Genomic DNA, 22,943 nt, shown 5'->3' on the forward strand with positions numbered 1-22,943 from the left:
CCCCTCTCCGTGCGTGCGCGTGCGCGCCCGGGGTCAGTCGTCCTCGGGCGCCTCGGGGTGGCGCCGCAGGTGGACGACGGCGGCGACCAGACCGCCCCACAGCAGCACCATGGAGACGACCATCATGGTGATAGCGCCCATCGACATCAGCGGTCCTCCTTCTTCCGGTCCTGCTCGTCCCCTTCACCGTCCGCGCGCTCGTGGGCGGCCATCCGGTCGGCGCGCCTCCAGGGCACCAGGGCGATGACGACGCCGACGACGACGGCCCCGATGGCCACGCCCCACCCGGCCGCGAGCAGGAACCCGGTCGGGTACCCCGCGTAGTTCTCGGCCAGTTCGCTGCGCAGGCCGTCCCACATCATGAAGCCCAGCAGGACGGGCGTCACCACGCTCAGGGTGATCCGCCACCACCGGCCCAGGCGGACCGAGGACACGCTGTCGGCGTGGGCCTGCAGGGCCGGCAGGCGGCGCAGGACCCAGCCGAACACGATGAGCATCACCAGGGCGGCCAGGGCGATGCCGTACTGGTTGATGAAGTGGTCGAACACGTCGAGGTAGTGCACGCCCTGGTGGGTGGGGAAGATCAGGACCGACACCAGGGCGATGACCCCGCCGACCAGCAGGACCGCCTGGAGGCGGCCCAGGCCGACGCGGTCCCGGACCGCGGAGACGACGACCTCGACGATGCTGATCAGCGAGGTGAGCCCGGCGATGACCAGCGACGCGAAGAACAGCACGCCGAACACCGACCCGCCCAGGGGCAGGGTGGAGATGATCTGCGGGAAGGCGATGAAGGCCAGCCCGATCCCGGAGGTGGCGACCTCGTCGACGGCGGTCCCGGCGGCGGTGGCCATGAACCCCAGGGCGGCGAACACGCCGATGCCCGCCAGCAGCTCGAACGAGCTGTTGGCGAAGCCCGCGACCATGGCCGAGCCGGTCAGGTCGGCCTTGCGCTTGAGGTAGGAGGCGTAGGTGACCATGATGCCGAAGCCGATGGACAGGGAGAAGAAGATCTGCCCGTAGGCCGCCACCCACACGCTCCCGTCGGCCATGGCGCTCCAGTCCGGGCTGAACAGGGCGTCCAGGCCGGCGGCGGCGCCCTCCAGGGTGACCGCCTGGACGACCAGGACGAGGAACAGCACCACCAGCAGCGGGATGAAGACCATGTTGGCCTTCTGGATGCCGTTGCGGATACCCAGGGCCAGGATGGCCAGGACGACGACCCACACGGCGAGGAGCGGCCAGGCGACGGCGGGCACGTAGCCGGTGATGGCGCCGGGTGCCTCGCTGGCCTGGAGGAACTCCCCGAAGAAGAACCCGTCGGGGTCCTCGCCCCAGGCCCCGGTGAGGGAGAACCACACGTAGGAGGCGCTCCAGGCGATGATCGCTCCGTAGTAGACGGCGATGACGAAGCAGATCGCCACCTGCCACCAGCCGATCGCCTCGGCCGGCCGGGAGATGCGCCGGTAGGAGAGCGGGGCGGAGGACCGGTACCTGTGGCCGATCGAGTACTCCAGGATCAGCAGCGGGATGCCCGCGGTCAGCAGGGCGACCAGGTAGGGCACCATGAACGCCCCGCCGCCGTTCTCGTAGGCGATGTAGGGGAAGCGCCAGATGTTGCCGAGGCCGACGGCGGAGCCGATCGCCGCCATCAGGAAGCCCGCGCGCGACCCCCACTGCTCGCGGGGCTGTTGGGCCTGTTGGGCCATGGTGAGGTCTCCTCCGTCACATACCGTCGTTGCGCGCCCCGCACGGTAGCAGGATTTGGACGAAGGGGCATGTTCCGGGACCTGGTGTCGTATGTTCGTCTTCTCCGGAAAGTCCCTGGTGATCGAACGTCCAGCGCCGCGTTCCCGGGTGGCTGCGGCGCACGGGGGCGCGCTCCGGGGGCGGGCCCGGCCGGTCCGAAATCGGTGGCGGCACGGCGGTGCGGCGTGCGACGGTGGGGTTCGCGGCCACCCCCGCCGCGGCCCCGGACGGGTGAGGAGGTCCCTTCGTGGACGAGGAGTGCGCGTTCTGCGGCATCGTCGCCGGCCGGCTGGTGTCCAGCCCGGTCTACGAGGACGACCTGGTCGTGGCGTTCATGGACCTGTACCCGGTGACGCCCGGGCACGTGCTGGTGGTGCCCCGCGCCCACGTGGCCGGGCTGGGCGACCTGGACGACGCCCTGGGCGCGAGGCTGTGGAGCGCGGCCCGCCGGATCGGCACCGCCCTGCGCGGCGGCGCGGTGCGCTGCGAGGGGGTCAACCTCTTCCTGGCCGACGGCGAGGCCGCCGGGCAGGAGATCTTCCACGTGCACCTGCACGTCTTCCCCCGGTTCGCGGGGGACCCCTTCTCCCTTCACGCGCTGTGGGAGGAGGCCGACCGGGAGGTGCTGCACGGGCAGGCGGCGCGGCTGCGCGCCCTGCTCCCCGGGAGCTGACGCCGGGGGCGGTCAGCGCGGGGTCCGGGCCAGGAAGGCCCGGGCCCCGCGCAGTTCGGTGTCCAGGGCGGCGCGGGTGGCGGTGCAGTCCAGGCGCACCTCCAGGGGCCCGGGAGGTCCGGACTCGGCGCGCCGCCCCCGGGGCAGCAGGCCGGGGTCCAGCCCGTCGCGGCGGGCGATGAGGACGCCCAGCTCGTGGCGGCTCAGGGCGTGGGGCCCGGCGAGGTGGTGCACGCCCGAGCGGTCGGTGGCGGCCAGCTCCAGCAGGGCCCGGGCCAGGTCGCCGGCGTGGACCGGGCAGCGGACGTCGTCGGTGAACAGGGCGCCGGGTGCGCCCGCGGCCAGGGCGTGGACCCGGCGTTCGTGGGCGGAGGCGCCGCCGCCGATGATCAGGGAGGTGCGGGCGATGACCGCGTTGGGGTGTACGGCGGCGACCGCCGTCTCGGCGGCGGCCTTGGCGGCGCCGTAGGGGGTGCGGGGGTCCGGGTGCGCGGTCTCGGGGTAGGAGGGGGCGGCGCCGGAGAACACGGCGTCGCTGGAGACGTGGACCAGGCGGGCCCCGGCCGCGGCGGCGGCCAGCGCGGCGTGGGCGGCCCCGTCGGCGGTGACCGGCCAGTCGTCCTGGCGGTAGGCGGCGTTGACGACGGCGTCGGGGCGCACCCGCCGCACCAGGTCGGCGACGGCGCGGCGCTCGCGCAGGTCCAGCCGGTGCAGGGCCGTGCCCGGCGGGGCGTGGGGGGTGCGGGTGGCCCAGGTCCCGGCCACCCGGTGGCCCGCGGCCAGGGCCAGGCGGACGACCTCCCCGCCCAGGTGGCCGCCGGCGCCCAGCACGAGAACGGTGCTCATGGGGCCACGCTACCGGTGGGCGCCCGGGCGCTGCGGGAGGCCGCCGGGGCGGGTGCGGGGCCCGGAGGGAATGAGTACGCGTACCGATGCGGAGGGGCGGGGCGCCCTCGTAGCGTCGGGGTATGACCTCCCTCGTTCTGGCGGCCGGGTACGCGGCCGCCGCCCTGCACTTCGTGTTCTTCGCCTTCGTGGTCCTGGGCGGGTTCACCGCCTGGCGCCGCCCCCGGATGTTCTGGGTGCACCTGGGGGTGGCCGCCTACGCGCTGGGGATCGTCATCGTGGACTGGCCGTGCTTCCTGACCGAGATCGAGAACTGGTCGCGGGCGGCGACGGGGCGGCCGGAGATGGAGTTCGGGTTCATCGACCACTACCTGACCGGCACCCTGTACCCGCGCGAGCACCTGATGACGTCGCGGTACGTGATCGCGGCGGTGGTGGCGTGCTCGTGGGCGGGCGCGTGGTGGCTGTGGCGGGGCCGCCGCGCGGCCGGCGGCGCCGGGCTCCCGTCGGTGGGCGCGCGCGGGTGAGCGGTGCGGGGTTCAGGCCAGCGCGGCGGGCCGGTCGGGGCCGGCCGGGTCGCCGGGGTCCGCGGGCGCTGGGGCCGGGGGGTGCGGGGCGGCCGGGACGGCGGTCTGGGCGATGAACGCCCCGGCGACGATGACCGCGGCGCCCAGGATCTGCACGGGGGTCAGGGCCTCGCCCAGCAGGACCCAGGCCAGGACGATCGCCGTGACGACCTCCAGGTAGGCGACACCCCCGGCGATCTGCGGGGACAGGCGGCGCACGGCGGCGATGCCGGTGAAGTAGGCGATGACGGTGGAGACCAGGCCCAGCCACAGGGCGAGCGCCCAGCCGGGCAGGGGCAGCGGCCCCAGGGCGGTGGTGGTGGCGAGCAGGCCCCAGTCGAGGTTCCAGGGGCGGGCCAGGGGCAGCAGCAGGAGGGTGGCGGTGAGGGCGCCGAAGGCGATGACGGCCAGGGGTTCGGCGTCCTCGCCGGTGCGGTCCGACAGCAGGAAGTAGGCGGCCTGGGCCGCGGCGGCGCCCAGGGCCAGGCCCACGCCCAGGGCGTCCAGGCGCATGCCCGCCCACACCTCCAGCAGCAGGACGAGGCCGGTCAGGGCCATGATGACGCCGACGACGGCGGCCGGGGGGACCTTGGTGCGGCGGACCGCGCGCAGCCAGAGCAGGACCAGGACGGGGCCCAGGAACTCGATGAGCAGGGCGATGCCCACGGGGATGCGGGCGATGGCGGCGAAGTACAGGGCCTGGACGCCGGCCATGGGGAAGACGCCGTAGGCGAGGATGAGCAGCGGGCGGCGGGTGAGCAGGCGGCGGTGGCGCACGGCGACGGGCAGCAGCAGGAGGGCGGCCCCGGCCAGGCGCAGCCAGGTGACGTGGACCGAGTCCATGCCGGCGTCCAGGAGGGGCCGGGCGAAGACGCCCGAGCCGCCGAAGGCCAGGGCCGAGGCGAGGGCGAAGGCCAGGCCGGTGGGGCGGTGGCGGGCGGGCGCTGCGGGCACGGTCTCTCCCGGGGGACGCGGCGGAAAAGGTGGGATCTTTCGAGGATAGGGGCGGGCGGGGCGGGGCGTCCTCCCCGGGTGGTCCGGCCGGGGGCCGGTGCCGGCCCGGGCCTTCGTGCCGGTGCGCGCCCGGTGCCCTCGGGCGCGGGCGGCGGGGGTCAGGCCGGCGGGGCGGTGAGGTCGAGTTCGGCCCAGGCCACGTCGTGCCAGGCGCCGTGCTTGAAGCCGACCTTGTGCATGACGCCGACGTCGGTGAAGCCCAGGGCGCGGTGCAGGCCCAGGCTGGCGTCGTTGGGCAGGGTCATGCAGGCGATGGCGCGGGTCATGCCGCGTTCGGCCAGCCGGGGCAGGAGTGCGGTGTAGAGGGTGCGTCCGGCGCCGGTGCGGCGCAGTCCGCGGCGCAGGTACACGCTGACCTCGCAGCACCGGTCGTAGGCGGCGCGGGCGCGGAAGGCGCCGCCGTAGGCGTAGCCGGCGACGGTGCCCCCGGCGTCCTCCAGGACGAGCCAGGCGTGGCGGCTGCGGGCGGCGGCGATGCGGACGGCCATCTCCTCGGCGGTGGGGGCCTGGAGTTCGAAGGTGGCGGCGGTGTCGGTGACGTAGGGCGCGTAGATGTCGGCGCAGGCGGCGGCGTCGGCCGCTGTGGCGTCGCGGACGGTGTGGAGTGCGGGCATCGCGTTCATAGTGAGGATGGTAAACGCATCTGTCCACTATGATGAACGCCATGAGCGACGACCTCTCTGTGGCCCTCGCCACCACCCTCCAGCGCCTGCGCGCCGACCGGGGCCTGTCCGGCGCCGCCCTGGCCGACCGCTCCGGGGTCTCCCGGTCCATGGTCAGCCGGATCGAGAGCGGCGACGTCCAGCCCACCGCGTCCCTGCTGGGACGGCTGTCGGCGGCGCTGGGCATCACCCTGTCGGAGCTGATCGCCAGCGCCGAGCGCGGCGAGCGCCGCCTGGTCCGCCGCGCCGAGCAGCCGGTGTGGACCGACCCCGGCACCGGGTACACCCGCCGGGCCGTCTCGCCCGCCTCGGGGGGCCGCCTGGAGCTGGTGGAGGTGCACCTGCCCCCGGGGGCCCGGGTGTCCTTCCCCGCCGAGGCCTACGCCTTCACCCACCACCAGATCTGGGTGCTGGAGGGGGACCTGGAGTTCCGGGAGGGGGAGACGGTGCACGGGCTGGGGGCGGGCGACTGCCTCCAGACGGGGCCGCCCGCCCCCTGCGAGTTCCACAACCCGGGCGGGCGGGAGTGCCGCTACCTGGTGGCCGTCACCCGCCGCGCCCCCTGAGGGGGCAATCCGACACGGGCTCGGGGGACCGGCGCGGGGCGCAGCCGCACGACCGGGGGCCCTCCGCGCAGGGCCGCCCCGAGGGGACCGCGGGAGCCCGCCGCCCGGCGGAGCGGGCGGCTCAGGGCAGGGGGACCGGGACCGGCCGCGATCCCTCGGCCAGGGAGCGGGCCCCGGCGACCCCGACCAGCGAGGCCGCCACCGCCTCGCGCACCCCCACCGGCGGCGGCGCCCCGTGCAGCACGGTGTCGCGCAGGCCGCGCAGCACCAGCACCGTCCCCTCCTGACCGCGCTCCACGGGCTCCCCGTCCAGGAGCACCGGCGGCGCGGTGCGCTCCTCCTCGTGCGCGGCGCCGTCCGGGCGGGTCCACGCCTCGTGGCGCACCCGCACCGACCAGGCGCGCTCCCCGGCGGCGCGGACCGACTCGGCGGCGGCCAGGGTGCCGTGCACCGACATCCGGCTCCAGTGGGCGTCGGACTCGCCCTGGAGGAAGCCGTTGCGGGTCAGGGCCAGGGCGCCGGTGGACAGGCGCACCGCCATCACGCTCGCCCCGCGCGGGTCGGCGGTGTCGACGGGGAACGCGGTGACCTCCACGGGCGTCGCGCCGGTGACCGCCAGGATCGGCGACAGCGCGTGGGTGCAGTAGGCGGTGGGGGCGATGCGGCCCCGCCAGTGCGCGGGGTCCCCGGTGAGGGCGCGCACGGCCCCGGGGGACATGCCGTGCAGGTAGTCGGCCTCGATGAGGGAGACCCGGCCCAGCTCCCCGGCGGCCACGGCGGCGCGCAGCAGCCGCACGTGGGGGTGCAGGACGTAGTTCTCGGCGAAGGAGTAGGTGGCGGCGGAGGCCCGGGCGGCCTCCACCAGCGCCCGCCCCTGGTCGGCGTCGGCGCAGGCGGCGGTCTCGGACAGGACGTGGACGCCGCGTCCGAGGAAGGCCTCGGCCGGGGCGGCGTGGGTGTCGAAGTCGTCGGCCAGCAGGACCGCGTCCAGGTCGGCGCCGAGCAGGTCGCGCCAGTGCCCGCCCAGGGGGACCCCGGGCAGGGCGGCGCCCGCCCTGGCGCGGGCGGCCGGGTCGGTGTCGCAGGCGGCGACCACGTCGATGCCGACCCGTCGCGCCCACCGGGCCAGGTGCAGCCCCTGGACGAGGCCCACCACCCCCATCCTCACGCGCCGCGCGGGCGGCGCGCCGGGGTCGGCGGGTGCGGCAGGCGCGGTGTCGCGGGCGGCGGCGCGGTCGGCAGGGGGCCCGGCGGCCCGGGTCGGGTCTTCCATGGGGCCCATGATGGCGGGGCGCGGGCCCGGGCGCGCGTTATTTTCCGGCCGGGGCGCGGGCGATGAGGACCGTGGCCAGCGGGGTCCAGCCCAGCGAGGTGTACAGGTGGCGCCCCTCGGCGGAGGCCACCAGCAGCCCGTGTTCGGCCCCCGCCCGCCGGGCGTGCCCGACCAGGGAGGACATGAGCGCCCCGCCCAGGCCGCGGCGCCGGTGCGCGGGCTCGGTGGTGATGGCGTCGGCCACGGCGTCGCCGTCGGACAGCCCCATGGCGCCGCTGGCCGCCTCCTCTCCCAGGGCGGTGGAGACCCGTGCGCGCAGCACCCCGCGCGCCCGCCCGGTGGTGACGCGGTAGGGGCGCGGCGGGTCCAGGAGGGGGTGCTCGTCCAGGTCGGCGCCCATGAGCGTCTCGGTGCCCGGGTCGACCTCCAGGCCCGCCTCCCGCAGGAGCAGCGCGGTCTTGTCGGGGGCGGCTGTGGGGGAGGTCACCCAGTCGGTGCGGGAGGAGGCCAGGACGCGCCGGGCGACGGCCGCGATCGAGTCCGGGTCGCCGTCGGCGTCGGTGAGCACGTACTCGTCGTGGCGGTGCTCGAACCCGAAGTGCACGCGCAGCGCCCCGTCCCGCTCCAGGGGTTCGGGCAGGGAGCGGGCGGTCCCCCAGCCCCTCTGCCAGCGGCGGACCAGGTCGGGCAGCGGGGTGCGGGCGGGGTCGGTCATGGGCGTCCTCTGCGGGGTGCGGGTCTGGTGTGACCCCTGGGTCCGGTGTCCATATCAGATCACACCCGGGGGGTGGCGCCGGTCCGGGCGGCGCGGGGAGGTACCCCGCGTTCGAAGGCGGTGGTCGGGGCGTGTGTAACGTCGATGGCACGCCACCGAAACAGCCACGACATCACCCTGCCGCGGCGGCCCCGCCGGCGTCGGGGCCGCCGCCACCGAGAGGACCGCGTTGCGCATGTCCGACGTTCACCCCACCGGCCTGGCCGACCACCACCCCGCCGTGCGCGCCGCCTATGAGCGGGTGGTGCGCCGCGACCCCGACCAGCCGGAGTTCCGCCAGGCGGTCCTGGAGGTCCTGGAGACGCTCTCGCCGGTGCTGGTGCAGCACCCCGAGTACGTCGACGCCGGCATCCTGGAGCGGCTGTGCGAGCCCGAGCGCCAGATCGCGTTCCGCGTCCCCTGGCGCGACGACCGCGGCCGGGTGCACGTCAACCGGGGGTTCCGGGTCGAGTTCAACGGGGCGCTGGGCCCCTACAAGGGCGGTCTGCGCTTCCACCCGAGCGTGGACCTGGGCGTGGTGAAGTTCCTGGGCTTCGAGCAGATCTTCAAGAACGCCCTGACGGGGATGAGCATCGGCGGCGGCAAGGGCGGCTCGGACTTCGACCCCAAGGGCCGCTCGGACGCCGAGGTGGAGCGGTTCTGCCAGTCGTTCATGACCGAGCTGTACCGCCACCTGGGCGAGCACACCGACGTCCCGGCCGGCGACATCGGTGTGGGCGGGCGCGAGATCGGCTACCTGTTCGGCCAGTACCGGCGCCTGGCCAACCGCTGGGAGGCGGGGGTGCTGACCGGCAAGGGCCTGGAGTGGGGCGGCTCGCGGGTGCGCACCGAGGCCACCGGGTACGGGGCCGTGATGTTCGCGCAGCGGATGCTGGAGCGCCGGGGCCGTTCGCTGGAGGGCGCACGCGTGGTGGTGTCGGGGTCGGGCAACGTGGCGCTGTACGCGGTGGAGAAGGCGCAGGGGCTGGGCGCCGTGGTGGTGGCCTGCTCCGACTCCGGCGGCTACGTGGTCGACGAGAAGGGCCTGGACCTGGAGCTGCTGAAGCAGATCAAGGAGGTGGAGCGGGGCCGGATCGCCGAGTACCCGGCGCGGCGCGGCGGGGACTCCCGGTACGTGGCGGGCGGCAGCGTGTGGGACGTGCCGTGCGCGGTGGCGATCCCCTCGGCCACCCAGAACGAGCTGGGCGCCGACGACGCCCGGACCCTGGTGTCCAACGACGTGCAGGCGGTCGTGGAGGGCGCGAACATGCCCACCACCCCCGACGCGGTGCGGGTGCTGCGCGAGGCCGGGGTGCTGTTCGGCCCCGGCAAGGCGGCCAACGCGGGCGGTGTGGCCACCAGCGTGCTGGAGATGCGCCAGAACGCGCGGCGCGAGTCGTGGTCGTTCGAGTACACCGAGGGCGAGCTGGCCGCGATCATGGCGGACGTGCACGACCGGTGCGAGGAGGCGGCCGAGCGGCACGGCTCCCCGGGCGACTACGTGCTGGGGGCCAACGCCGCCGGGTTCGAGCGGGTGGCCGACGCGATGGTGGCCCAGGGCCTGGTCTAGGGGTTCGGGCGCGGGCCCGCGCGGCGCGGCCCGCCCTCCGGTGGCCGGAGGGCGGGCCGCCGTCCGCGGCCCCGGGAAGCAGGCCCCGACCGGTTTGCGCAGGCCCGGCGGACCGCCGGTGCGGACGGGAGGCGGGAACCGGGCCGCGCGCGTTGGGTTCCCTCCGGCCTCGGGGCCACGGCACCGGGGCCCTTGACCTCAAGCGGAGTCGAGGTTCTACGGTGGTGGCCGACCGGCAGGACACCGCCCGCGGCCCCGGGGAGCAGGCCATGGCCGTCACCGTCGCCCGGGTCGCCGGCCCCGACCGGCCCCCGGAGGCCTTCCGGGCCGCCGGTGCGCGTCACCGACTTCGACGCCTGACCGTCACCGAGACCGGGGAGGACGCCGTGGACACACCACCGCGGGTGCGGGGGTTCGGCCCGGGAACGGGCGGGGACGCCGTCCGCTTCGGCGCAGGCATCCGCATCGCTCCGGGCGTGGAGGCCGCCGAGGGCGGACCGCTGAGCACCTACACGGCGTTCTTCGCGGCCGGGGCGCGCGCCGACCTGCCGGCCCCCTACACGGAGGTCTGGGTGGTGCTCGCCGGAGCGCTGCGCGTGGGCGAGGGGGCCGGCGCCGCCACGGTGCGCTCGGGCGACCACGTCCACGTGCCCGAAAACTCCCCCGGGACGGTGGAGGCGCTGGAGGACACCACCGTGGTCTGCGTGTCGGTGCCCGCCCACTGACGGTGGCCGGGTCCCGGCGGGGCCCGGATGCGCGCCCGGCGCGCAGCGCGCGGACCGGGGCCCGAGCGCGGAGGCGGTTTCCGGGCGCTCGCCCACCGGACGGCGCGTGAAGGCGCCCCTGCCGGGCGGTGCCCGGCGGTGCCGCCCGGCCACCGGCCGTCCGCGGCACGGCGGGCCGACGCGAGGTGGCCGGGGGTCGTGAGGCGGGCGCGGGCGGTGCGGGCGGCCCGGCGGCCGGGGTGGCGCCGCGAGCCCCACCGGCACCGCAGAGTCTCGCCGCCCCTGCCGGGCGGGGCGGGTGCCACCGGCCTCCGGGGCCGGTACACCTAGCGGTGCGCGCCGGCGCGGGCGCCGCGCAGCGCGGGGACCGCGGCCACGGCCGCCGCGGCGAACACGGCGGCGACCGCGAACACCGCGGGCAGCCCCCACAGGGTGATGACCGCCGCCATCAGCAGCGGGGTCAGGGTGGTACTGACGGCCTGGAGCCAGTTCTGGGCCGCCAGCGCCCGCCCCGCCCACGCCGTCCCGGCGAGTTCGGCCACGGCGGTGAAGGTCAGCCCGTTGTGCCACATGGTGGACACCAGGCACACCAGGAGCAGGGGCACCGCGGCCCCGTTCCACAGCGGCGGCAGGAGGGTGAGCAGGAGCAGGGCGGGCGCGGTGGCGGCGGCCAGCCACCGCACCGGCCGCATCCGGTCGCCGGTGCGGTCCGACCACACCCCCAGCAGCAGCCGCCCGACGGCACCCGGAAGCTGGGCGGCGGCCACCGCGGCACCCGCAGCGGGGGCCTCCCACCCCTGTTCCTGCACCAGGTACACCAGGGCGTAGACCATGAGCGTGACCTGCGGAACCCCCAGGAGCATGCTGACCCCGTGGACCCGCCACAGGGCCGGGCCCCGGTAGGGGTTGGCGGCGGTGCCCCCGGGGGAGCCGCCGGCGCCGGGCCGCGCGGGGGGCGGGGCCGCGGTGAGCAGGACCAGGGGGACGGCGGCCAGCGCCAGGGCGGCGGGCAGGGTCATCGCCGGCGCGAACCCCCACCGCTCGGCCGCCCCGGGCAGGACGAGCGCGGCCAGCGCCACGCCCAGGGGCAGGGCGGACTGGCGCACGCCCATGGCGAATCCGCGTTCGGCGGCGGAGAACCAGGTCAGGACGAGCCGTCCGCTGGCGGCGTTGACGGGGCCGGCCGCCGCCCCCACGGCCAGCATGACGGCGGACACCCCCCACAGTCCGTCGGCGGCCCGCAGCGCCGCCAGGGCGGCGGCGGTGAGCAGGAGGCTGAGGACGATGGTGGCCCGCTCGCCGGCCCGGTCGATGACCACGCCCCACAGCAGCAGGGTGAGCAGGAGCCCGAGGGAGGGCAGGCCCGCCACCGCTCCGGCCTGCGCGGTGCCCGTGCCCAGGGCCTCGCCCAGCTGGGGCAGGACCGCGGGGACGCCGAACACGGCGGTCACCCCGGCGATCTGGGCCACCATGGCGAAGGACAGGATGACCCAACGGTTGCGCACGCGCATCACGACAGCCTAGGCGGGCCGGGTCACGGGGGTGTTTCCGCGGTGCGGGCCCGGGCGGGCGCGGATTTGCGGTTGCCGCAGCGTCAACCCCTACGGTCGGGGCCATGACGATCACCGTTGTCGACACCCGTACCGGCATGGAGGGCGTGCTGCGCGCCCCGGCCGCCGACCGCCGCGCCCTGCTGGAGGAGATGCTCGAACCCTCGCGGGGGATGTACCGCTACCACCCCGGCGAGGTCGACCTCGCCGACGTGCACCTGCGGGGGATGGGGTTCCCGCTGGACCGCGACGGGGAGCGGTGCCTGGCCGCCGTCGGGGAGCTGGCCCGGGCCGACGCGTGGAACCGGATCGGGGCCGCGATGGAGGGCGCCGCCGCCGAGCTGGCCGGCGCGGTGCCGGGCCTGGAGGTGCACGACATCACCGTGCTGCTCACCCTGGGCGACCCGGGCGATGCCCACTTCACGGACACGGCCCTGGGGGTGACGGGCTTCGGGGGCATCCCCGGGTACGTCGCCATCACGCTGTGGCCGTCCCCGGAGAACCTGGAGCGGCTGGAGAGCACCGCCGTGCACGAGCTGCACCACAACCTGCGCTGGGCCCCGGGCGGGGTGGTGTGGAACCCGGCGACGGTGACGGTGGGCGAGCACATCGTCGGCGAGGGGCTGGCCGACGCGTTCGCCCGGCAGCTGTACGGTGACCGCCTGGGGCACACCCGCATCGGTGTGCCGCACCTGCACGACGATGCGGTGTTCGCCAAGGTGGTCACGGGGCTGGAGGTGACCGGCATGGAGAACTTCACGGCCTGGGTGCACGGCGACGAGAGCGCCCGGCGCTTCGGCACCGCCCCGGTGGGGCTGCCGGCGGGGGCGGGGTACGCGGCCGGGACCCGGCTGGTCGACGCCTACCTGGCGGCGACCGGGCGCACCGCCGCGCAGGCGCTGCGCGACGACCACGCGCTGATCATCGATACCGCGCTGGGCCGCACGGCCCGGTGACGGAGGGCGGGGGGACCGCGGTGGAGTGGACGATCGGGGAGCTGGCCGCCCGGGCGGGCGTCAGCAGCCGTACGCTGCGCCACTACGACCTGGTGGGGCTGCTGCCCCCCTCCCGCACGGGGCCGGGCGGGCTGCGCCACTACGGCCCCGGCGAGGTGGCCCGCCTCCAGCGGATCCTGCTGCTGCGCCGCACCGGGATGGGGCTGGCCGACATCGGCCGGGTGCTGTCGGAGGAGCTGGACGAGGTCGAGGGGCTGCGGGCGCACGTGGCGGCGCTGGAGGAGGAGCGCGAGCGCGTCGACCGGCGGCTGCGGGCGGTGCGGCACACCCTGCGGGCGCGGGAGGCGGGGGTGGACCCCAGCCCGGACGTGATGCTGGAGGGCTTCAACGACCGCTACGAGGAGGAGGTCGTGCGGCGCTGGGGCGAGGAGGCGTTCCGGGCGGCCAACGACTGGTGGCACGGCAAGGGCCTGGCCGGACAGCAGGAGTGGAAGCGCCGGGCCCAGGCCCTGGTGGCCGACTGGGCGGCGGCCCACCGCGAGGGCGCCGCCCCCGGCTCCGCGCGTGCCCGCGACCTGGCGGTCCGGCACGTGGAGTGGCTGGCGGTCCCGGGGACGCCGCTGCACGCGGGGGAGCGGGAGCGCTCGGTCGAGATGGTGGAGTGCCTGGCCGACGCCTACGCGAAGGATCCGGCGTACGCCCACATCTTCCGGGACGCCGAGGTCGCGGAGTTCGTGCGCGAGGCGCTGTACGTGCACACCCGCACCCGCATGTAGGGGGGCGGGGCCGGCGGGCTCCGCGGGGGGCGGGCCCGGCCACGGCGGTGCCGGCCCGGTGCGCGCCGTGGGGGGCGGCCGGCACCGCGAGGGCGGGGTGGCCCGGGTGCGCCGCGGGGGCGGGTTCCCTGCTACAGTCATGACCACTTCAAGTGGAGTACTTTGAATGGAGTGGTTTCATGCGTGAACTCGTCTACTACGCCGCCGTCTCCCTGGACGGGCGCATCGCCGGGCCCGGCGGGGAGTTCGACTTCTTCTTCGCCCCGCTGGCCGACGAGGAGCGCTCGGCCGCCTACAACGCCTGGGTGGACGCCCGCTTCCCCGAGGCCACGCCCACCGCGGGCCGCGCCGCGGCCGGGCTCCAGGACGTCCCCAACGCCCGCTTCGACACCGTGGTCATGGGGCTGGGCACCTACCGGGCCGCCTACGACCACGGCATCGAGAGCCCCTACGCCCACCTGCGCCAGTACGTGGTGTCCACGACCCTGGGGCCGGTCTCCGCCCCGGAGGTGACCGTGGTCGGCGGCGACCCGGTGGGGCTGGTGCGCGGGCTCAAGGCGCAGGACTCCGGCCTGGACATCTGGCTGTGCGGGGGCGGCCGGCTCGCCGGGGCCCTGCTGCCCGAGATCGACCGCCTGGTGCTCAAGGCCTACCCGGTGCTGGCCGGCACGGGCGTGCCCCTGGTGGAGGGCGGGTTCGACCCCGGGCTGTTCGAGGTCCGGGACCGGCAGGTGTTCGACAACGGGGTGAGCGTCACCGAGTACGCCCGGGTGTGAGGCGCGGGGCGGCCCGGGCCCGGGCCGCCGCTCGTAAGATGACCGCATGGACACCGAGCGCATCCCCCGGCACCCCGACGTCGGAGCCCTCACGCTCCAGCGCCTGCTGGAGGCGCTGGTGGACCCGGTGCGCCGCAGTATCGTCGAGCAGCTCTACGACGCCCCCGCCGCGGTGGCCTGCGGCGGGTTCGACCTGCCGGTGGGCAAGTCCACCGCCACCCACCACTTCCGCGTCCTGCGCGAGGCCGGGCTCATCCGCCAGTACTACGAGGGCACCTCGCGGATGAACGCCCTGCGCCGCGCGGAGGTCGAGGCCGCCTTCCCCGGCGTGCTGGACGCCGTCGTGAGCGCCGACCGCGCCGGGCGCGCCCCCGCCCTCTAGCCGGGCCGCCCGCCCTGCCCGCCGCGCCCGCCCCGGGGCGCGGCTCCTAGCGGTCCGCGGCGGCCAGGGGGCCGCCGCCGGCCAGGGCCAGGTCGGCGAACCGCTCGCCGATGCGCCGGTGGGCCTCGGGGCCCGGGTGCAGGCCGTCGGGCAGCGGCAGCTCGGCCGCGTCCGCCTCCCCGTACAGCTCCAGGCCGTCCAGGTAATGCAGGTGCGGGTCCTGCGGCGCCCGCTCGGCGACGATGCGGGCCAGCTCGCGGCGGATGTCGGCGAGTGCGAGCCGCCCGGCCGCGCGGTCGGCCGCGTCGCCCGTGGCCAGGTAGGACAGCCGCCCCTGCGCCAGGGCCCCGGTGTCCATCGCCGTGGGCCCGGGCACCTCCTCGTGCAGGGCGCAGTGGATCGCGGAGACCACCAGCAGCGGCGTGTCCGGGTGGCCCTCGCGCACGGTGTCCAGGAACCCGTGCACGGCCGGGCCGAAGGCCCGCAGCCGCATGGCGTCCGCGTTGACGACGTTGATGCCGAACTTGACGCTGATGGCGTCCGCCGGGATCCCGCGCAGGGCGCGGGCGGTGAACGGGTCCACCATGGCGTTCCCGCTCAGGCCGGTGTTGACCAGGTCGACCCCGGCCCGCAGCGCGGCGACCGCGGGCCAGGTGCCGGTGGGGCTCGCCGCGTCCGACCCGTGGCTGACGGAGCTGCCGTGGTGCAGCCACACCCGCCGGCCGCGGTCGGGCGCGGCGAGGACGGGGGCGTCGGTGCGCAGGGAGACCGGGACGGTGGCCTCGTTGTGCGGCAGCCAGATCTCGACGTCCTTGTCGCGGTCGGGCAGGCCGGTGAAGCGCACGGTCCCCACGGGGCCGGGGCGGCGCTCCACGCTCTGGGAGGCGAGGTCGATGAGGAGGGCCTCGCCGCCGTCCACGGTGCCCTGGGCGGTGAGGCGCCCGTCGACGAGCAGGTCGTAGACCCCGGCCGGGCGCGGCGGGGCGCCGGCGTAGGAGCGCTTGGTGGCCAGGGCGTCCAGTTCGACGACGGTGGCGCGGGTGCGCAGGGCCAGCCGCACGCCCGAGGTCTGGGCGGCGATGTCGTCCAGGAGCGGGTCGGGCGCCTGGGCCAGGGCCCGTGCGGGCAGGCGCAGGGGCCGGAGCCCGTGTTCGGTGGGGCGCAGTTCGACGGCCCCGCGCAGCAGGTCGGCGGTGACCGGGGTGGTGGTGAGGTCCATGGCGGTGTTCCTAGGTGTGGTCGGGTGCGGGCCAGTTCCGCAGCAGGGAGTCGAGGGCGTCCAGGGTGCGCTCCCAGGTGGCCTGGGTGTCGGGGGCGCTGTGGTCGAAGCCGCCGCCCGCCTCCAGGCTCACGTAGCCGTGCAGGGCCGCGCCGAGCAGCCGCACGGCGGCGGTCTCCTCGCCCTCGGGCAGGTCGTAGCCGCGCAGGACGGCGCGGGTCATCCGGGCGTGCCGGGGTCCGGCGCTGTCGGCGGCGGTGGCCGGGTCGAGCCGGAACCGCGCGGCGGTGTAGCGGCCGGGGTGGACGCGCGCGTAGTCGCGGTAGGTGTCGGCCAGGGCGGTCAGGGCCTCCTTGCCCGAGCGTCCGGCCAGGGCGTCGGCGGCCCGGTCGGCGAGTTCCTCCAGGGCCAGCAGGGCGATGCGGGTCTTGAGGTCGTGGGAGTTCTTCAGATGCGAGTACAGGCTCGCGACCTTGACGCCGCACCGCCGGGCGACCTCGGAGAGGGTGACGTGCTCGAAGCCGGCCTCGTCGGCCAGGTCGGCGCCCGCCCGGACCAGGAGTTCGGGGCTGAGCCCCGCGCGTGCCATCATCTTCTCCCCTTTCACCTTCAGGGAATCTACTTCTCCCTAAAGGCTTTAGGCAAAGGGGATATGCCCGTGGGGGGTGAGGCGCCGGTCACGGCGGCCGTCGGCGGACGGCCGGGGTCGCGGGCCGCGTCGGCGTGCTCCCGCGGGTCCGCCCGCACCGGGTGGGCGCCGGCCGACCGCCGCCGGGAGCCCTCACACGCGCCGCGCCCCGGGGCGGCCCCTCAGCCGTGCCACTCGCACACCATGACGGTGGCGTCGTCGGTGAGCCTTCCGTGGTGGTGGGCGAGCACGGCCTGCGTCAGCCGCCGCAGGGTCTCGGGCACGGGCAGGCGGGAGGTCTCGCCGCGCAGGATGAAGTCCGCGAACCGCTCCAGCCCGAACTCCCGTCCCCGCGCGTCCCGGGCCTCGGTGATCCCGTCGGTGTACAGCAGGACCCGGTCGCCGGGCTCCAGCGGCTCCCGGCACACCGTGACGGGCAGCCCCAGGTCCATCCCCAGCGGGTGGGAGGGGTCGCAGGGCAGCTCCCTGGCCCTGCCGCCGCGGATGAGCACGGGCGGCAGGTGGCCGCAGTCGACCCAGGACAGGACGCCGGTGCGCGTGTCGAGCTCGCACATCAGGGCCGTGGTGAAGCGCGAGCGCACCCACTCCTCGGTGAGGATGGCCTCGACCGCCCGGGGCATCGTCTCCAGGTCGGTGCCCCTCCGCCGCTGGTTGCGGTAGGCGCCCACCGCCAGGTTCGCGAGCAGGCCGGCGGCGTTGTCGTGGCCCATGGCGTCGAAGATCGCCAGGCTGATGCCCTCGCCGCCCAGGGCGTAGTCGAAGGAGTCGCCGGCGTTGTCGTAGGCGGGTTCGGTGACCGCCGAGATGGTCACCCTCTCGTTGGAGAAGGTGCTGGGCGGCATCAGCGTCCACTGCATCTCCGAGGCCACCGACATGGGCCGGGTACGGATCAGCCGAGCGTAGGCGTCGCTGTTGGAGCGCTTGTCGACGATGAGCAGCCCCACCATCGAGGCCAGGGTGCGCGCGGCGTCCAGGTCGGCCCCGTCGGGGAAGGCGACGTGCAGGACGCCCAGGCGCTCGGTGCCGTCCAGGAGCGGGAGCCAGTAGCGGTCCTCGGCGCCGATGCGCACCGGGACGCCCCGGATGTAGGCCAGGCCCGCCACGGTGCCGTCCACCCGCACCTCCCGTCCCCGGCGGTGGCCGTCCTCGCCCCGGCCGGTGGCCTCGCGCAGGACGCGCTGCTGGCGGTCGGCCAGGTAGATGAGGACATCCGCCAGACCGGCGCGGGCCGCCTGGCGGGCGACCATGGCGGGGAGCTCGGTGAAGGACCGCAGGTGGCCGTCCCGTGCCATGGACGCCACGGCGGTCTCGATGCCGCAGTGCGGTTTCATCTTTGCACCAGTCCTTCGCCTCGGCTTCGCGCGCGTGCGGCGGCGGGACCACCGGGATCCGGTGTCCGCGCCGGCCGGACGCGGGGCCGGGTCGGAGCCCGTGTGCGCGTGTTCGGCACCCGTCCGCCGCCGGGGGCGGCACGGGCGGCCGCCCCGTCCCCGGGGAGGCGGTCGTTGGGGTCGTCCCCCGTTCCGGGGCCGCCCACACCCCGGGGCCCTCCCGGAGCGGGGCGGGGTCAGCCCGCGTCGCCGGTGAACCGGTGGGAGATGTCCTCCCAGGTGAGGGGTTCGCGCCAGTCCCGGGCCGCGGTGAGCCAGCCCGACATCGCGGTGGCGACCTCGACGGAGGAGTCGCTGAAGGCACGGTGGTGGGAGTGGGGGCCGCCGTCGCGGTATTCGAGCTCGTAGCCGCCCCCGTCGAACCGCCACACCTGCACGTAGTGGTCGCCGTCGCGGTCGACGATGAGGAAGCGGTTGCCGCCCCCAGGTTCGCCACCATCGTGTCCACGTCCCGCGGGGTGGGGTCGAAGACCTTCCGTCCGCGCTCGTCCCATGCCGTGATCGCCATGGTGACGAGTATGGGGCAGGGGTGCGACACCGGTGGGCGGCGCGCCCCGACATTCCCTTTGACTCCGCACAATAGGGAAGTTTAAGGTACAATAACACGACCAAATGGGGAGTGATGCGCCGTGGTGCGCATGGAGAGGGGAGACGCCCATGAACGCGATCTACCGGTCGCCGGCCGGGGAGCGCAAGAGCCTGGAGCGGTACCGGCGGGCACTGGACGCCTGGCCGGCCCCCGCCGACCGGGTGCGGCTCCCCACCCGCCAGGGCGAGACGTTCGTCCTGGTGGGCGGACCCGGGCAGGCCCCGCCCGTGGTGCTGCTGCACGGCTCGGGCGCCAACTCGTCGGTGTGGGCGGGCGACGCCGCCTCCTGGTCGCGCCACCTGCGGGTGCACGCCGTGGACATGGTCGGCGAGCCCGGGCTGAGCGCCCCCTCGCGCCCCGCCCTGGACTCCGAAGACGTCGCCCTGTGGCTGGACGACGTCATGGAGGGGCTCGGGCTGGAGCGGGCCGCCTTCGTCGGCATGTCCCTGGGCGGGTGGACCGCCCTGGACCACGCGGTGCGCCGGCCCGGCCGGGTGGAGCGGCTGGCCCTGCTGTGCCCCGGCGGCATCGGCCGCCAGACCCCGCTGCGCCTGGCCGGGGCCATGGCCCGGGGCCTGCTGGGGCGGCGCCGGTCGGTCCGGGCCGTCCTGGGGCTGCACGCCCCCGAACACGCGCCGATCGTGGAGGAGGTGGCCGCGGTCTTCGGGGAGTTCCGTCCGCGCACCGAGACCCTGCCGGTGTTCTCCGACGCCGACCTGCGGGGCCTGGACATGCCGGTGATGGCCCTGGTGGGGGACCGGGACGTGATGCTCGACTCCGCCGGTACCGCCCGGCGGCTGCGCGCCCACGTCCCGCACGCGGACGTCACCGTGCTGCCCGGCGAGGGCCATGCCCTCCTCGGCCACGGACCCGCGGTGCTGGACTTCCTGCGCGCCTGACCCCGGGCGGGCGCGCGGCGCCGGCTCACGGACCGCCGGCGGAGCCCCCCGCCCCGGCGGGCCCGGGCAGGCGCGCCTCCAGCGCGTCCAGCACCGAGGCCAGCCCCGAGCGGAACGTCTCGCGGGCCTCCTGCTCCAGGTAGGGCTCGGACTCGCTCTCGTTGGCGAACGCGCCCGCCCGCTCCATGGCGGTCAGGGTGGGAAAGCGCGCGCCGAAGTCGGGTGCCACCTCCTCCAGCAGGGCAGACCGCCCGTACCACCACTCGTCCTCGGGGATCCCGGTGACCGCCTCGGCGCGGCGGGACTCGGCGGCCACCTGCACCTGGCCGCGCACCAGGTTGAACAGGGTCCCGTAGGTGGTGCGGATGCGCGCCGGGGGCAGGCCCGCCCGGTACAGCACCGCCGCCAGCGCCTCGAACAGCCGGTACTCGTTGGGCCCCAGCACCGGCCGGGCGGTGGAGACCTCCAGGGTCCAGGGGTGGCGCAGGTAGAAGTCCCACAGCCGCTCGGCCCAGGCCTGCGCCGCCGTGCGCCAGTGGGGGGAGCCGTCGGCCTCGGCGGCGTCGGCGGGCTCGCCGAAGACGTGGTCGTACATCAGCTCGACGAGTTCGTTCTTGCTGGCCACGTACGTGTACAGGGACATGGCGGTGCGGCCCAGGCGCTCGCCGACGGCCCGCATGGACAGCGCCTCCATGCCCTCGGCGTCGGCCACCGCCACCGCGGTCTCCACCACCAGGTCCACGGTCAGCTCGGGCCTGCGGCCGGCGGCGGCGCGGGGGGTCCCGCCCGGGGCGCGCCACAGCAGGGTCATCGCCCGCCGTGCGTCACCTCGTCCGGGGTAGACGACCACGATTGTCCTCCTTATGGCATAAACTCCATCGGTCTGGAAGTTTATCGCATAAGGAAACCTGGAGTACAGCGTGCGAACCGAGCACCCGGCCGACGGCCACGACACCATCCAGGTCCGCGGCGCCAGGGAGAACAACCTGGCCGGGGTCGACGTGGACATCCCCAAACGCCGCCTGACCGTCTTCACCGGCCTGTCCGGGTCGGGCAAGTCCTCCCTGGTCTTCGGCACCATCGCGGCCGAGTCCCAGCGGCTGATCAACGAGACCTACACGACGTTCGTGCAGTCGTTCATGCCCAGCGTCGGCCGCCCCGAGGTGGACGGGCTGCGCAACCTCAGCGCGGCGATCATCGTCGACCAGGAGCGGATGGGCGCCAACTCCCGCTCCACCGTGGGCACCGCCACCGACGCCGCCGCGATGCTGCGTGTTGTCTTCAGCCGGGTGGGCACCCCGCGGCTGGAGCCCTCCAGCGCCTTCAGCTTCAACAACGCCGAGGGCATGTGCCCCGAGTGCGAGGGCCTGGGCCGGGTCAACGCCCTGGACCTGGACGAGCTGCTGGACCCCGGCCTGTCCCTGAACGAGGGCGCCATCACCGTCCCCGGCTACGGCGTGGGCACCTGGTACTGGCAGGTCTACGCGTCCTCCGGGCTGCTGGACCCCGACAAGAGGATCGGCGACTACGACGAGCGGGAGCGGCAGACCCTCCTGTACAGCCCGGTCACCAAGGTCAGCATCGGCACCAACAACATCAGCTACGAGGGCCTGGTCCCCAAGATCCGGCGCACCTACCTGTCCAAGGACCGCGACAAGATGCAGGCGGGGCTGCGCGCGTTCGTCGACCGCGCCGTCACCTTCTCCACCTGCCCCGAGTGCGCGGGCACCCGCCTCAACGCCGCCGCCCGGTCAGTGCGGGTCGCCGGGCGCACCATCACCGAGTGCTCGGCGCTGCAGATCGACGAGCTGGCCGCGTTCGTGCGCACCCTGGACGAGCCGACCGTCAAACCGCTGCTGGACACCCTGGGCCACACCCTGGAGTCCCTGGTGCAGGTGGGCCTGGGCTACCTCAGCCTGGACCGGGAGTCGGGCACCCTGTCGGGCGGGGAGTCCCAGCGGGTCAAGATGGTCCGCCACCTGGGCTCCAGCCTCAGCGACGTCACCTACGTGTTCGACGAGCCCACCGTGGGCCTGCACCCGCACGACATCGAGCGGATGAACAACCTCCTGCTGGACCTGCGCGACAAGGGCAACACGGTGCTGGTGGTCGAGCACAAGCCCGAGACCATCGCCCTGGCCGACCACGTGGTGGACCTGGGCCCGGGGGCGGGCCCGGCCGGCGGGCGCGTCACCTACACCGGCGACGTCGCGGGGCTGCGCGCCTCGGGCACCCTCACCGGCGACCACCTGGACCACCGGGCGCGGCTGCGGGAGAAGGTGCGCACCGCCCGCGGGGCGCTCCAGATCACCGGCGCCTCCTCCCACAACCTCAAGGACGTCAGCGTGGACGTCCCGCTGGGCGCGCTGACGGTGGTCACCGGGGTGGCGGGCTCGGGCAAGAGCTCCCTGATCCACGGGGCGCTGCCCGGCCGCGAGGGCGTGGTGGTGGTCGACCAGTCGGCCATCAAGGGGTCGCGGCGCTCCAACCCCGCCACCTACACCGGGCTGCTGGACCCGGTCCGCACCGCGTTCGCCAAGGCCAACGGGGTCAAGGCGTCGCTGTTCAGCGCCAACTCCGAGGGCGCCTGCCCCGAGTGCAAGGGCGCCGGGGTCATCTACACCGACCTGGCGATGATGGCCGGGGTGGCCACCCCGTGCGAGCAGTGCGGGGGCAGGCGCTTTCGCCCCGAGGTGCTCGTGCACACCCTGCGCGGCAAGAACATCAGCGAGGTGCTGGCGATGTCGGTGGTGGAGGCCCGGGAGTTCTTCGCCTCGGGCAACGCCCGCGTCATCCTGGACCGGCTGCACGACGTGGGCCTGGGGTACCTGGGGCTGGGCCAGCCGCTGACCACCCTGTCGGGCGGCGAGCGCCAGCGGCTGAAGCTGGCCATCTCCATGGCCCGCCAGGGCGCGGTGTACGTGATGGACGAGCCCACCACCGGCCTGCACCTGGCCGACGTGGACCGGCTGCTGGCGCTGCTGGACCGGCTGGTGGACGACGGCAACACGGTGATCGTCATCGAGCACCACCAGGCGGTGATGGCGCACGCCGACCACATCATCGACCTGGGCCCGGGCGCCGGGCACGAGGGCGGCCGGGTGGTGTTCGAGGGCTCCCCGGCCGAGCTGGTCCAGGGGTCGGACACCCTCACCGCCCGCCACCTGCGCACCTACCTGGGCCGCTGAACCCGTCCGGGCCGGCGGCGGTGCGCGCCGCCGCCGGTCCGGTGGCACACGGGCGGACCTGCGCGGGGTGCGGCGACCTCCCGGCGGCCGGTGCGGACGGCCGGTCCGCCGGGGCCGGGGCCGGGGGCGCCCCGACCGGCGGACCGGGGCCTGGGCGAAGAGCGCGGGCG

The 22,943-nt window shown here is 75.7% G+C and carries 24 protein-coding genes; 11 read left to right on the forward strand and 13 right to left on the reverse strand.

Annotation, left to right across the window (positions count from 1 at the left end; translation table 11 throughout):
• Positions 1-33: 33 nt before the first annotated feature.
• Positions 34-147 (reverse strand): methionine/alanine import family NSS transporter small subunit, encoded by a 114-nt coding sequence (locus BUE45_RS00205; protein ID WP_073373692.1) that lies wholly within the window; start codon positions 145-147, stop codon positions 34-36.
• Entirely contained in the window at positions 147-1,709 is a 1,563-nt protein-coding gene (locus BUE45_RS00210) for a sodium-dependent transporter (protein WP_073373693.1), read from the reverse strand. Before BUE45_RS00210 ends, BUE45_RS00205 begins: the two co-directional genes overlap by 1 nt.
• Positions 1,710-1,996: 287 nt before the next feature.
• Here BUE45_RS00210 and BUE45_RS00215 point away from each other — a divergent pair, with 287 nt between their 5' ends.
• On the forward strand, positions 1,997-2,422 hold the full coding sequence (locus tag BUE45_RS00215; RefSeq protein WP_073373702.1) for an HIT family protein: 426 nt from the start codon (positions 1,997-1,999) through the stop codon (positions 2,420-2,422).
• Positions 2,423-2,434: 12 nt separating this feature from the next.
• Here BUE45_RS00215 and BUE45_RS00220 read toward each other — a convergent pair whose 3' ends face one another.
• Entirely contained in the window at positions 2,435-3,268 is an 834-nt protein-coding gene (locus BUE45_RS00220; RefSeq protein WP_073373704.1) for a sugar nucleotide-binding protein, read from the reverse strand.
• 122 nt (positions 3,269-3,390) lie between these two features.
• On the opposite strand from BUE45_RS00220, the gene BUE45_RS00225 reads away from it, so the two are divergent.
• Positions 3,391-3,795 carry a DUF2784 domain-containing protein gene (locus BUE45_RS00225; RefSeq protein ID WP_073373705.1) on the forward strand — a complete coding sequence of 135 codons (405 nt, stop codon included), beginning with the start codon at positions 3,391-3,393 and terminating at the stop codon, positions 3,793-3,795.
• 12 nt (positions 3,796-3,807) lie between these two features.
• Here the strand turns inward: BUE45_RS00225 and BUE45_RS00230 are convergent, their stop codons facing one another.
• Together BUE45_RS00230 and BUE45_RS00235 are read right to left on the reverse strand one after the other, a co-directional pair.
• Entirely contained in the window at positions 3,808-4,788 is a 981-nt protein-coding gene (locus tag BUE45_RS00230) for an EamA family transporter (RefSeq protein ID WP_143173223.1), read from the reverse strand.
• A 158-nt stretch (positions 4,789-4,946) separates the two neighbouring features.
• Positions 4,947-5,471: a GNAT family N-acetyltransferase gene (locus BUE45_RS00235; RefSeq protein ID WP_073373707.1), complete on the reverse strand. Its 525-nt coding sequence runs from the start codon at positions 5,469-5,471 to the stop codon at positions 4,947-4,949.
• Positions 5,472-5,512: 41 nt separating this feature from the next.
• Here BUE45_RS00235 and BUE45_RS00240 point away from each other — a divergent pair, with 41 nt between their 5' ends.
• Positions 5,513-6,076 carry a helix-turn-helix domain-containing protein gene (locus BUE45_RS00240; protein ID WP_073373709.1) on the forward strand — a complete coding sequence of 188 codons (564 nt, stop codon included), beginning with the start codon at positions 5,513-5,515 and terminating at the stop codon, positions 6,074-6,076.
• 121 nt (positions 6,077-6,197) lie between these two features.
• Here the strand turns inward: BUE45_RS00240 and BUE45_RS00245 are convergent, their stop codons facing one another.
• Together BUE45_RS00245 and BUE45_RS00250 are read right to left on the reverse strand one after the other, a co-directional pair.
• Positions 6,198-7,349, reverse strand: a complete 1,152-nt coding sequence (locus tag BUE45_RS00245; RefSeq protein ID WP_245832666.1) for a Gfo/Idh/MocA family protein — start codon at positions 7,347-7,349, stop codon at positions 6,198-6,200.
• Between the two features lie 37 nt (positions 7,350-7,386).
• A complete protein-coding gene (locus BUE45_RS00250) occupies positions 7,387-8,064 on the reverse strand; it encodes a GNAT family N-acetyltransferase (RefSeq protein WP_073373711.1) in 678 nt (225 codons plus the stop codon).
• A 235-nt stretch (positions 8,065-8,299) separates the two neighbouring features.
• Here BUE45_RS00250 and gdhA point away from each other — a divergent pair, with 235 nt between their 5' ends.
• Both gdhA and BUE45_RS33075 read left to right on the forward strand, forming a co-directional pair.
• Positions 8,300-9,673 carry an NADP-specific glutamate dehydrogenase gene (gene gdhA / locus BUE45_RS00255; protein ID WP_073373713.1) on the forward strand — a complete coding sequence of 458 codons (1,374 nt, stop codon included), beginning with the start codon at positions 8,300-8,302 and terminating at the stop codon, positions 9,671-9,673.
• A 224-nt stretch (positions 9,674-9,897) separates the two neighbouring features.
• Positions 9,898-10,398, forward strand: coding sequence for a hypothetical protein (locus BUE45_RS33075; RefSeq protein ID WP_245832667.1), 501 nt, complete (start codon positions 9,898-9,900; stop codon positions 10,396-10,398).
• Between the two features lie 326 nt (positions 10,399-10,724).
• Here the strand turns inward: BUE45_RS33075 and BUE45_RS00265 are convergent, their stop codons facing one another.
• Complete coding sequence (locus BUE45_RS00265) at positions 10,725-11,909, reverse strand: MFS transporter (RefSeq protein WP_073375168.1); 1,185 nt, start codon at positions 11,907-11,909, stop codon at positions 10,725-10,727.
• A 104-nt stretch (positions 11,910-12,013) separates the two neighbouring features.
• Between BUE45_RS00265 and BUE45_RS00270 the strand changes: the two genes are divergently transcribed.
• The 4 genes from BUE45_RS00270 (at position 12,014) to BUE45_RS00285 (ending at position 14,838) form a co-directional block, all read left to right on the forward strand.
• Entirely contained in the window at positions 12,014-12,904 is an 891-nt protein-coding gene (locus BUE45_RS00270) for a DUF2268 domain-containing putative Zn-dependent protease (RefSeq protein ID WP_073373715.1), read from the forward strand.
• A gap of 20 nt (positions 12,905-12,924) precedes the next feature.
• Positions 12,925-13,680, forward strand: a complete 756-nt coding sequence (locus BUE45_RS00275; RefSeq protein ID WP_073375169.1) for a MerR family transcriptional regulator — start codon at positions 12,925-12,927, stop codon at positions 13,678-13,680.
• 179 nt (positions 13,681-13,859) lie between these two features.
• Positions 13,860-14,456, forward strand: a complete 597-nt coding sequence (locus BUE45_RS00280; RefSeq protein WP_073373717.1) for a dihydrofolate reductase family protein — start codon at positions 13,860-13,862, stop codon at positions 14,454-14,456.
• Positions 14,457-14,502: 46 nt separating this feature from the next.
• Complete coding sequence (locus BUE45_RS00285) at positions 14,503-14,838, forward strand: ArsR/SmtB family transcription factor (RefSeq protein ID WP_073373719.1); 336 nt, start codon at positions 14,503-14,505, stop codon at positions 14,836-14,838.
• Positions 14,839-14,884: 46 nt separating this feature from the next.
• On the opposite strand, the gene BUE45_RS00290 is transcribed toward BUE45_RS00285, so the two are convergent.
• From BUE45_RS00290 to BUE45_RS31600, 4 genes are all read right to left on the reverse strand, one after another.
• Positions 14,885-16,057, reverse strand: a complete 1,173-nt coding sequence (locus tag BUE45_RS00290) for a GDSL-type esterase/lipase family protein (protein WP_073373721.1) — start codon at positions 16,055-16,057, stop codon at positions 14,885-14,887.
• A 10-nt stretch (positions 16,058-16,067) separates the two neighbouring features.
• The gene (locus tag BUE45_RS00295) at positions 16,068-16,646 is read right to left on the reverse strand and encodes a TetR/AcrR family transcriptional regulator (RefSeq protein ID WP_073373723.1); all 579 of its coding nucleotides are present in this window, start codon (positions 16,644-16,646) and stop codon (positions 16,068-16,070) included.
• A 221-nt stretch (positions 16,647-16,867) separates the two neighbouring features.
• Positions 16,868-18,037 (reverse strand): PP2C family protein-serine/threonine phosphatase, encoded by a 1,170-nt coding sequence (locus BUE45_RS00300; RefSeq protein WP_073373725.1) that lies wholly within the window; start codon positions 18,035-18,037, stop codon positions 16,868-16,870.
• A 236-nt stretch (positions 18,038-18,273) separates the two neighbouring features.
• On the reverse strand, positions 18,274-18,591 hold the full coding sequence (locus BUE45_RS31600) for a hypothetical protein (RefSeq protein ID WP_143173224.1): 318 nt from the start codon (positions 18,589-18,591) through the stop codon (positions 18,274-18,276).
• A 163-nt stretch (positions 18,592-18,754) separates the two neighbouring features.
• Here BUE45_RS31600 and BUE45_RS00310 point away from each other — a divergent pair, with 163 nt between their 5' ends.
• Positions 18,755-19,585 (forward strand): alpha/beta fold hydrolase, encoded by an 831-nt coding sequence (locus BUE45_RS00310; RefSeq protein WP_073373727.1) that lies wholly within the window; start codon positions 18,755-18,757, stop codon positions 19,583-19,585.
• 25 nt (positions 19,586-19,610) lie between these two features.
• On the opposite strand, the gene BUE45_RS00315 is transcribed toward BUE45_RS00310, so the two are convergent.
• A complete protein-coding gene (locus BUE45_RS00315; protein WP_073373729.1) occupies positions 19,611-20,435 on the reverse strand; it encodes a TetR/AcrR family transcriptional regulator in 825 nt (274 codons plus the stop codon).
• 70 nt (positions 20,436-20,505) lie between these two features.
• On the opposite strand from BUE45_RS00315, the gene BUE45_RS00320 reads away from it, so the two are divergent.
• Positions 20,506-22,773, forward strand: coding sequence for an ATP-binding cassette domain-containing protein (locus BUE45_RS00320; RefSeq protein WP_073373731.1), 2,268 nt, complete (start codon positions 20,506-20,508; stop codon positions 22,771-22,773).
• The last annotated feature ends 170 nt before the right edge of the window (positions 22,774-22,943 follow it).

This window comes from Nocardiopsis flavescens (genome assembly GCF_900141985.1).
Lineage (GTDB): Bacteria > Actinomycetota > Actinomycetes > Streptosporangiales > Streptosporangiaceae > Nocardiopsis > Nocardiopsis flavescens.

Coding starts and splice junctions, on each gene's coding strand:
- BUE45_RS00235 (WP_073373707.1), bottom strand. CDS start 5,471: ATGAACGCGATGCCCGCACTCCACACCGTCCGCGACGCCACAGCGGCC.
- BUE45_RS00290 (WP_073373721.1), bottom strand. CDS start 16,057: ATGGACCTCACCACCACCCCGGTCACCGCCGACCTGCTGCGCGGGGCC.
- BUE45_RS00265 (WP_073375168.1), bottom strand. CDS start 11,909: ATGCGCGTGCGCAACCGTTGGGTCATCCTGTCCTTCGCCATGGTGGCC.
- BUE45_RS00295 (WP_073373723.1), bottom strand. CDS start 16,646: ATGGCACGCGCGGGGCTCAGCCCCGAACTCCTGGTCCGGGCGGGCGCC.
- BUE45_RS00205 (WP_073373692.1), bottom strand. CDS start 147: ATGTCGATGGGCGCTATCACCATGATGGTCGTCTCCATGGTGCTGCTG.
- BUE45_RS00250 (WP_073373711.1), bottom strand. CDS start 8,064: ATGACCGACCCCGCCCGCACCCCGCTGCCCGACCTGGTCCGCCGCTGG.
- BUE45_RS31600 (WP_143173224.1), bottom strand. CDS start 18,591: ATGGGACGAGCGCGGACGGAAGGTCTTCGACCCCACCCCGCGGGACGT.
- BUE45_RS00245 (WP_245832666.1), bottom strand. CDS start 7,349: ATGGAAGACCCGACCCGGGCCGCCGGGCCCCCTGCCGACCGCGCCGCC.
- BUE45_RS00225 (WP_073373705.1), top strand. CDS start 3,391: ATGACCTCCCTCGTTCTGGCGGCCGGGTACGCGGCCGCCGCCCTGCAC.
- BUE45_RS00300 (WP_073373725.1), bottom strand. CDS start 18,037: ATGAAACCGCACTGCGGCATCGAGACCGCCGTGGCGTCCATGGCACGG.
- BUE45_RS00270 (WP_073373715.1), top strand. CDS start 12,014: ATGACGATCACCGTTGTCGACACCCGTACCGGCATGGAGGGCGTGCTG.
- gdhA (WP_073373713.1), top strand. CDS start 8,300: ATGTCCGACGTTCACCCCACCGGCCTGGCCGACCACCACCCCGCCGTG.
- BUE45_RS00210 (WP_073373693.1), bottom strand. CDS start 1,709: ATGGCCCAACAGGCCCAACAGCCCCGCGAGCAGTGGGGGTCGCGCGCG.
- BUE45_RS00285 (WP_073373719.1), top strand. CDS start 14,503: ATGGACACCGAGCGCATCCCCCGGCACCCCGACGTCGGAGCCCTCACG.
- BUE45_RS00310 (WP_073373727.1), top strand. CDS start 18,755: ATGAACGCGATCTACCGGTCGCCGGCCGGGGAGCGCAAGAGCCTGGAG.
- BUE45_RS00240 (WP_073373709.1), top strand. CDS start 5,513: ATGAGCGACGACCTCTCTGTGGCCCTCGCCACCACCCTCCAGCGCCTG.
- BUE45_RS00220 (WP_073373704.1), bottom strand. CDS start 3,268: ATGAGCACCGTTCTCGTGCTGGGCGCCGGCGGCCACCTGGGCGGGGAG.
- BUE45_RS00280 (WP_073373717.1), top strand. CDS start 13,860: ATGCGTGAACTCGTCTACTACGCCGCCGTCTCCCTGGACGGGCGCATC.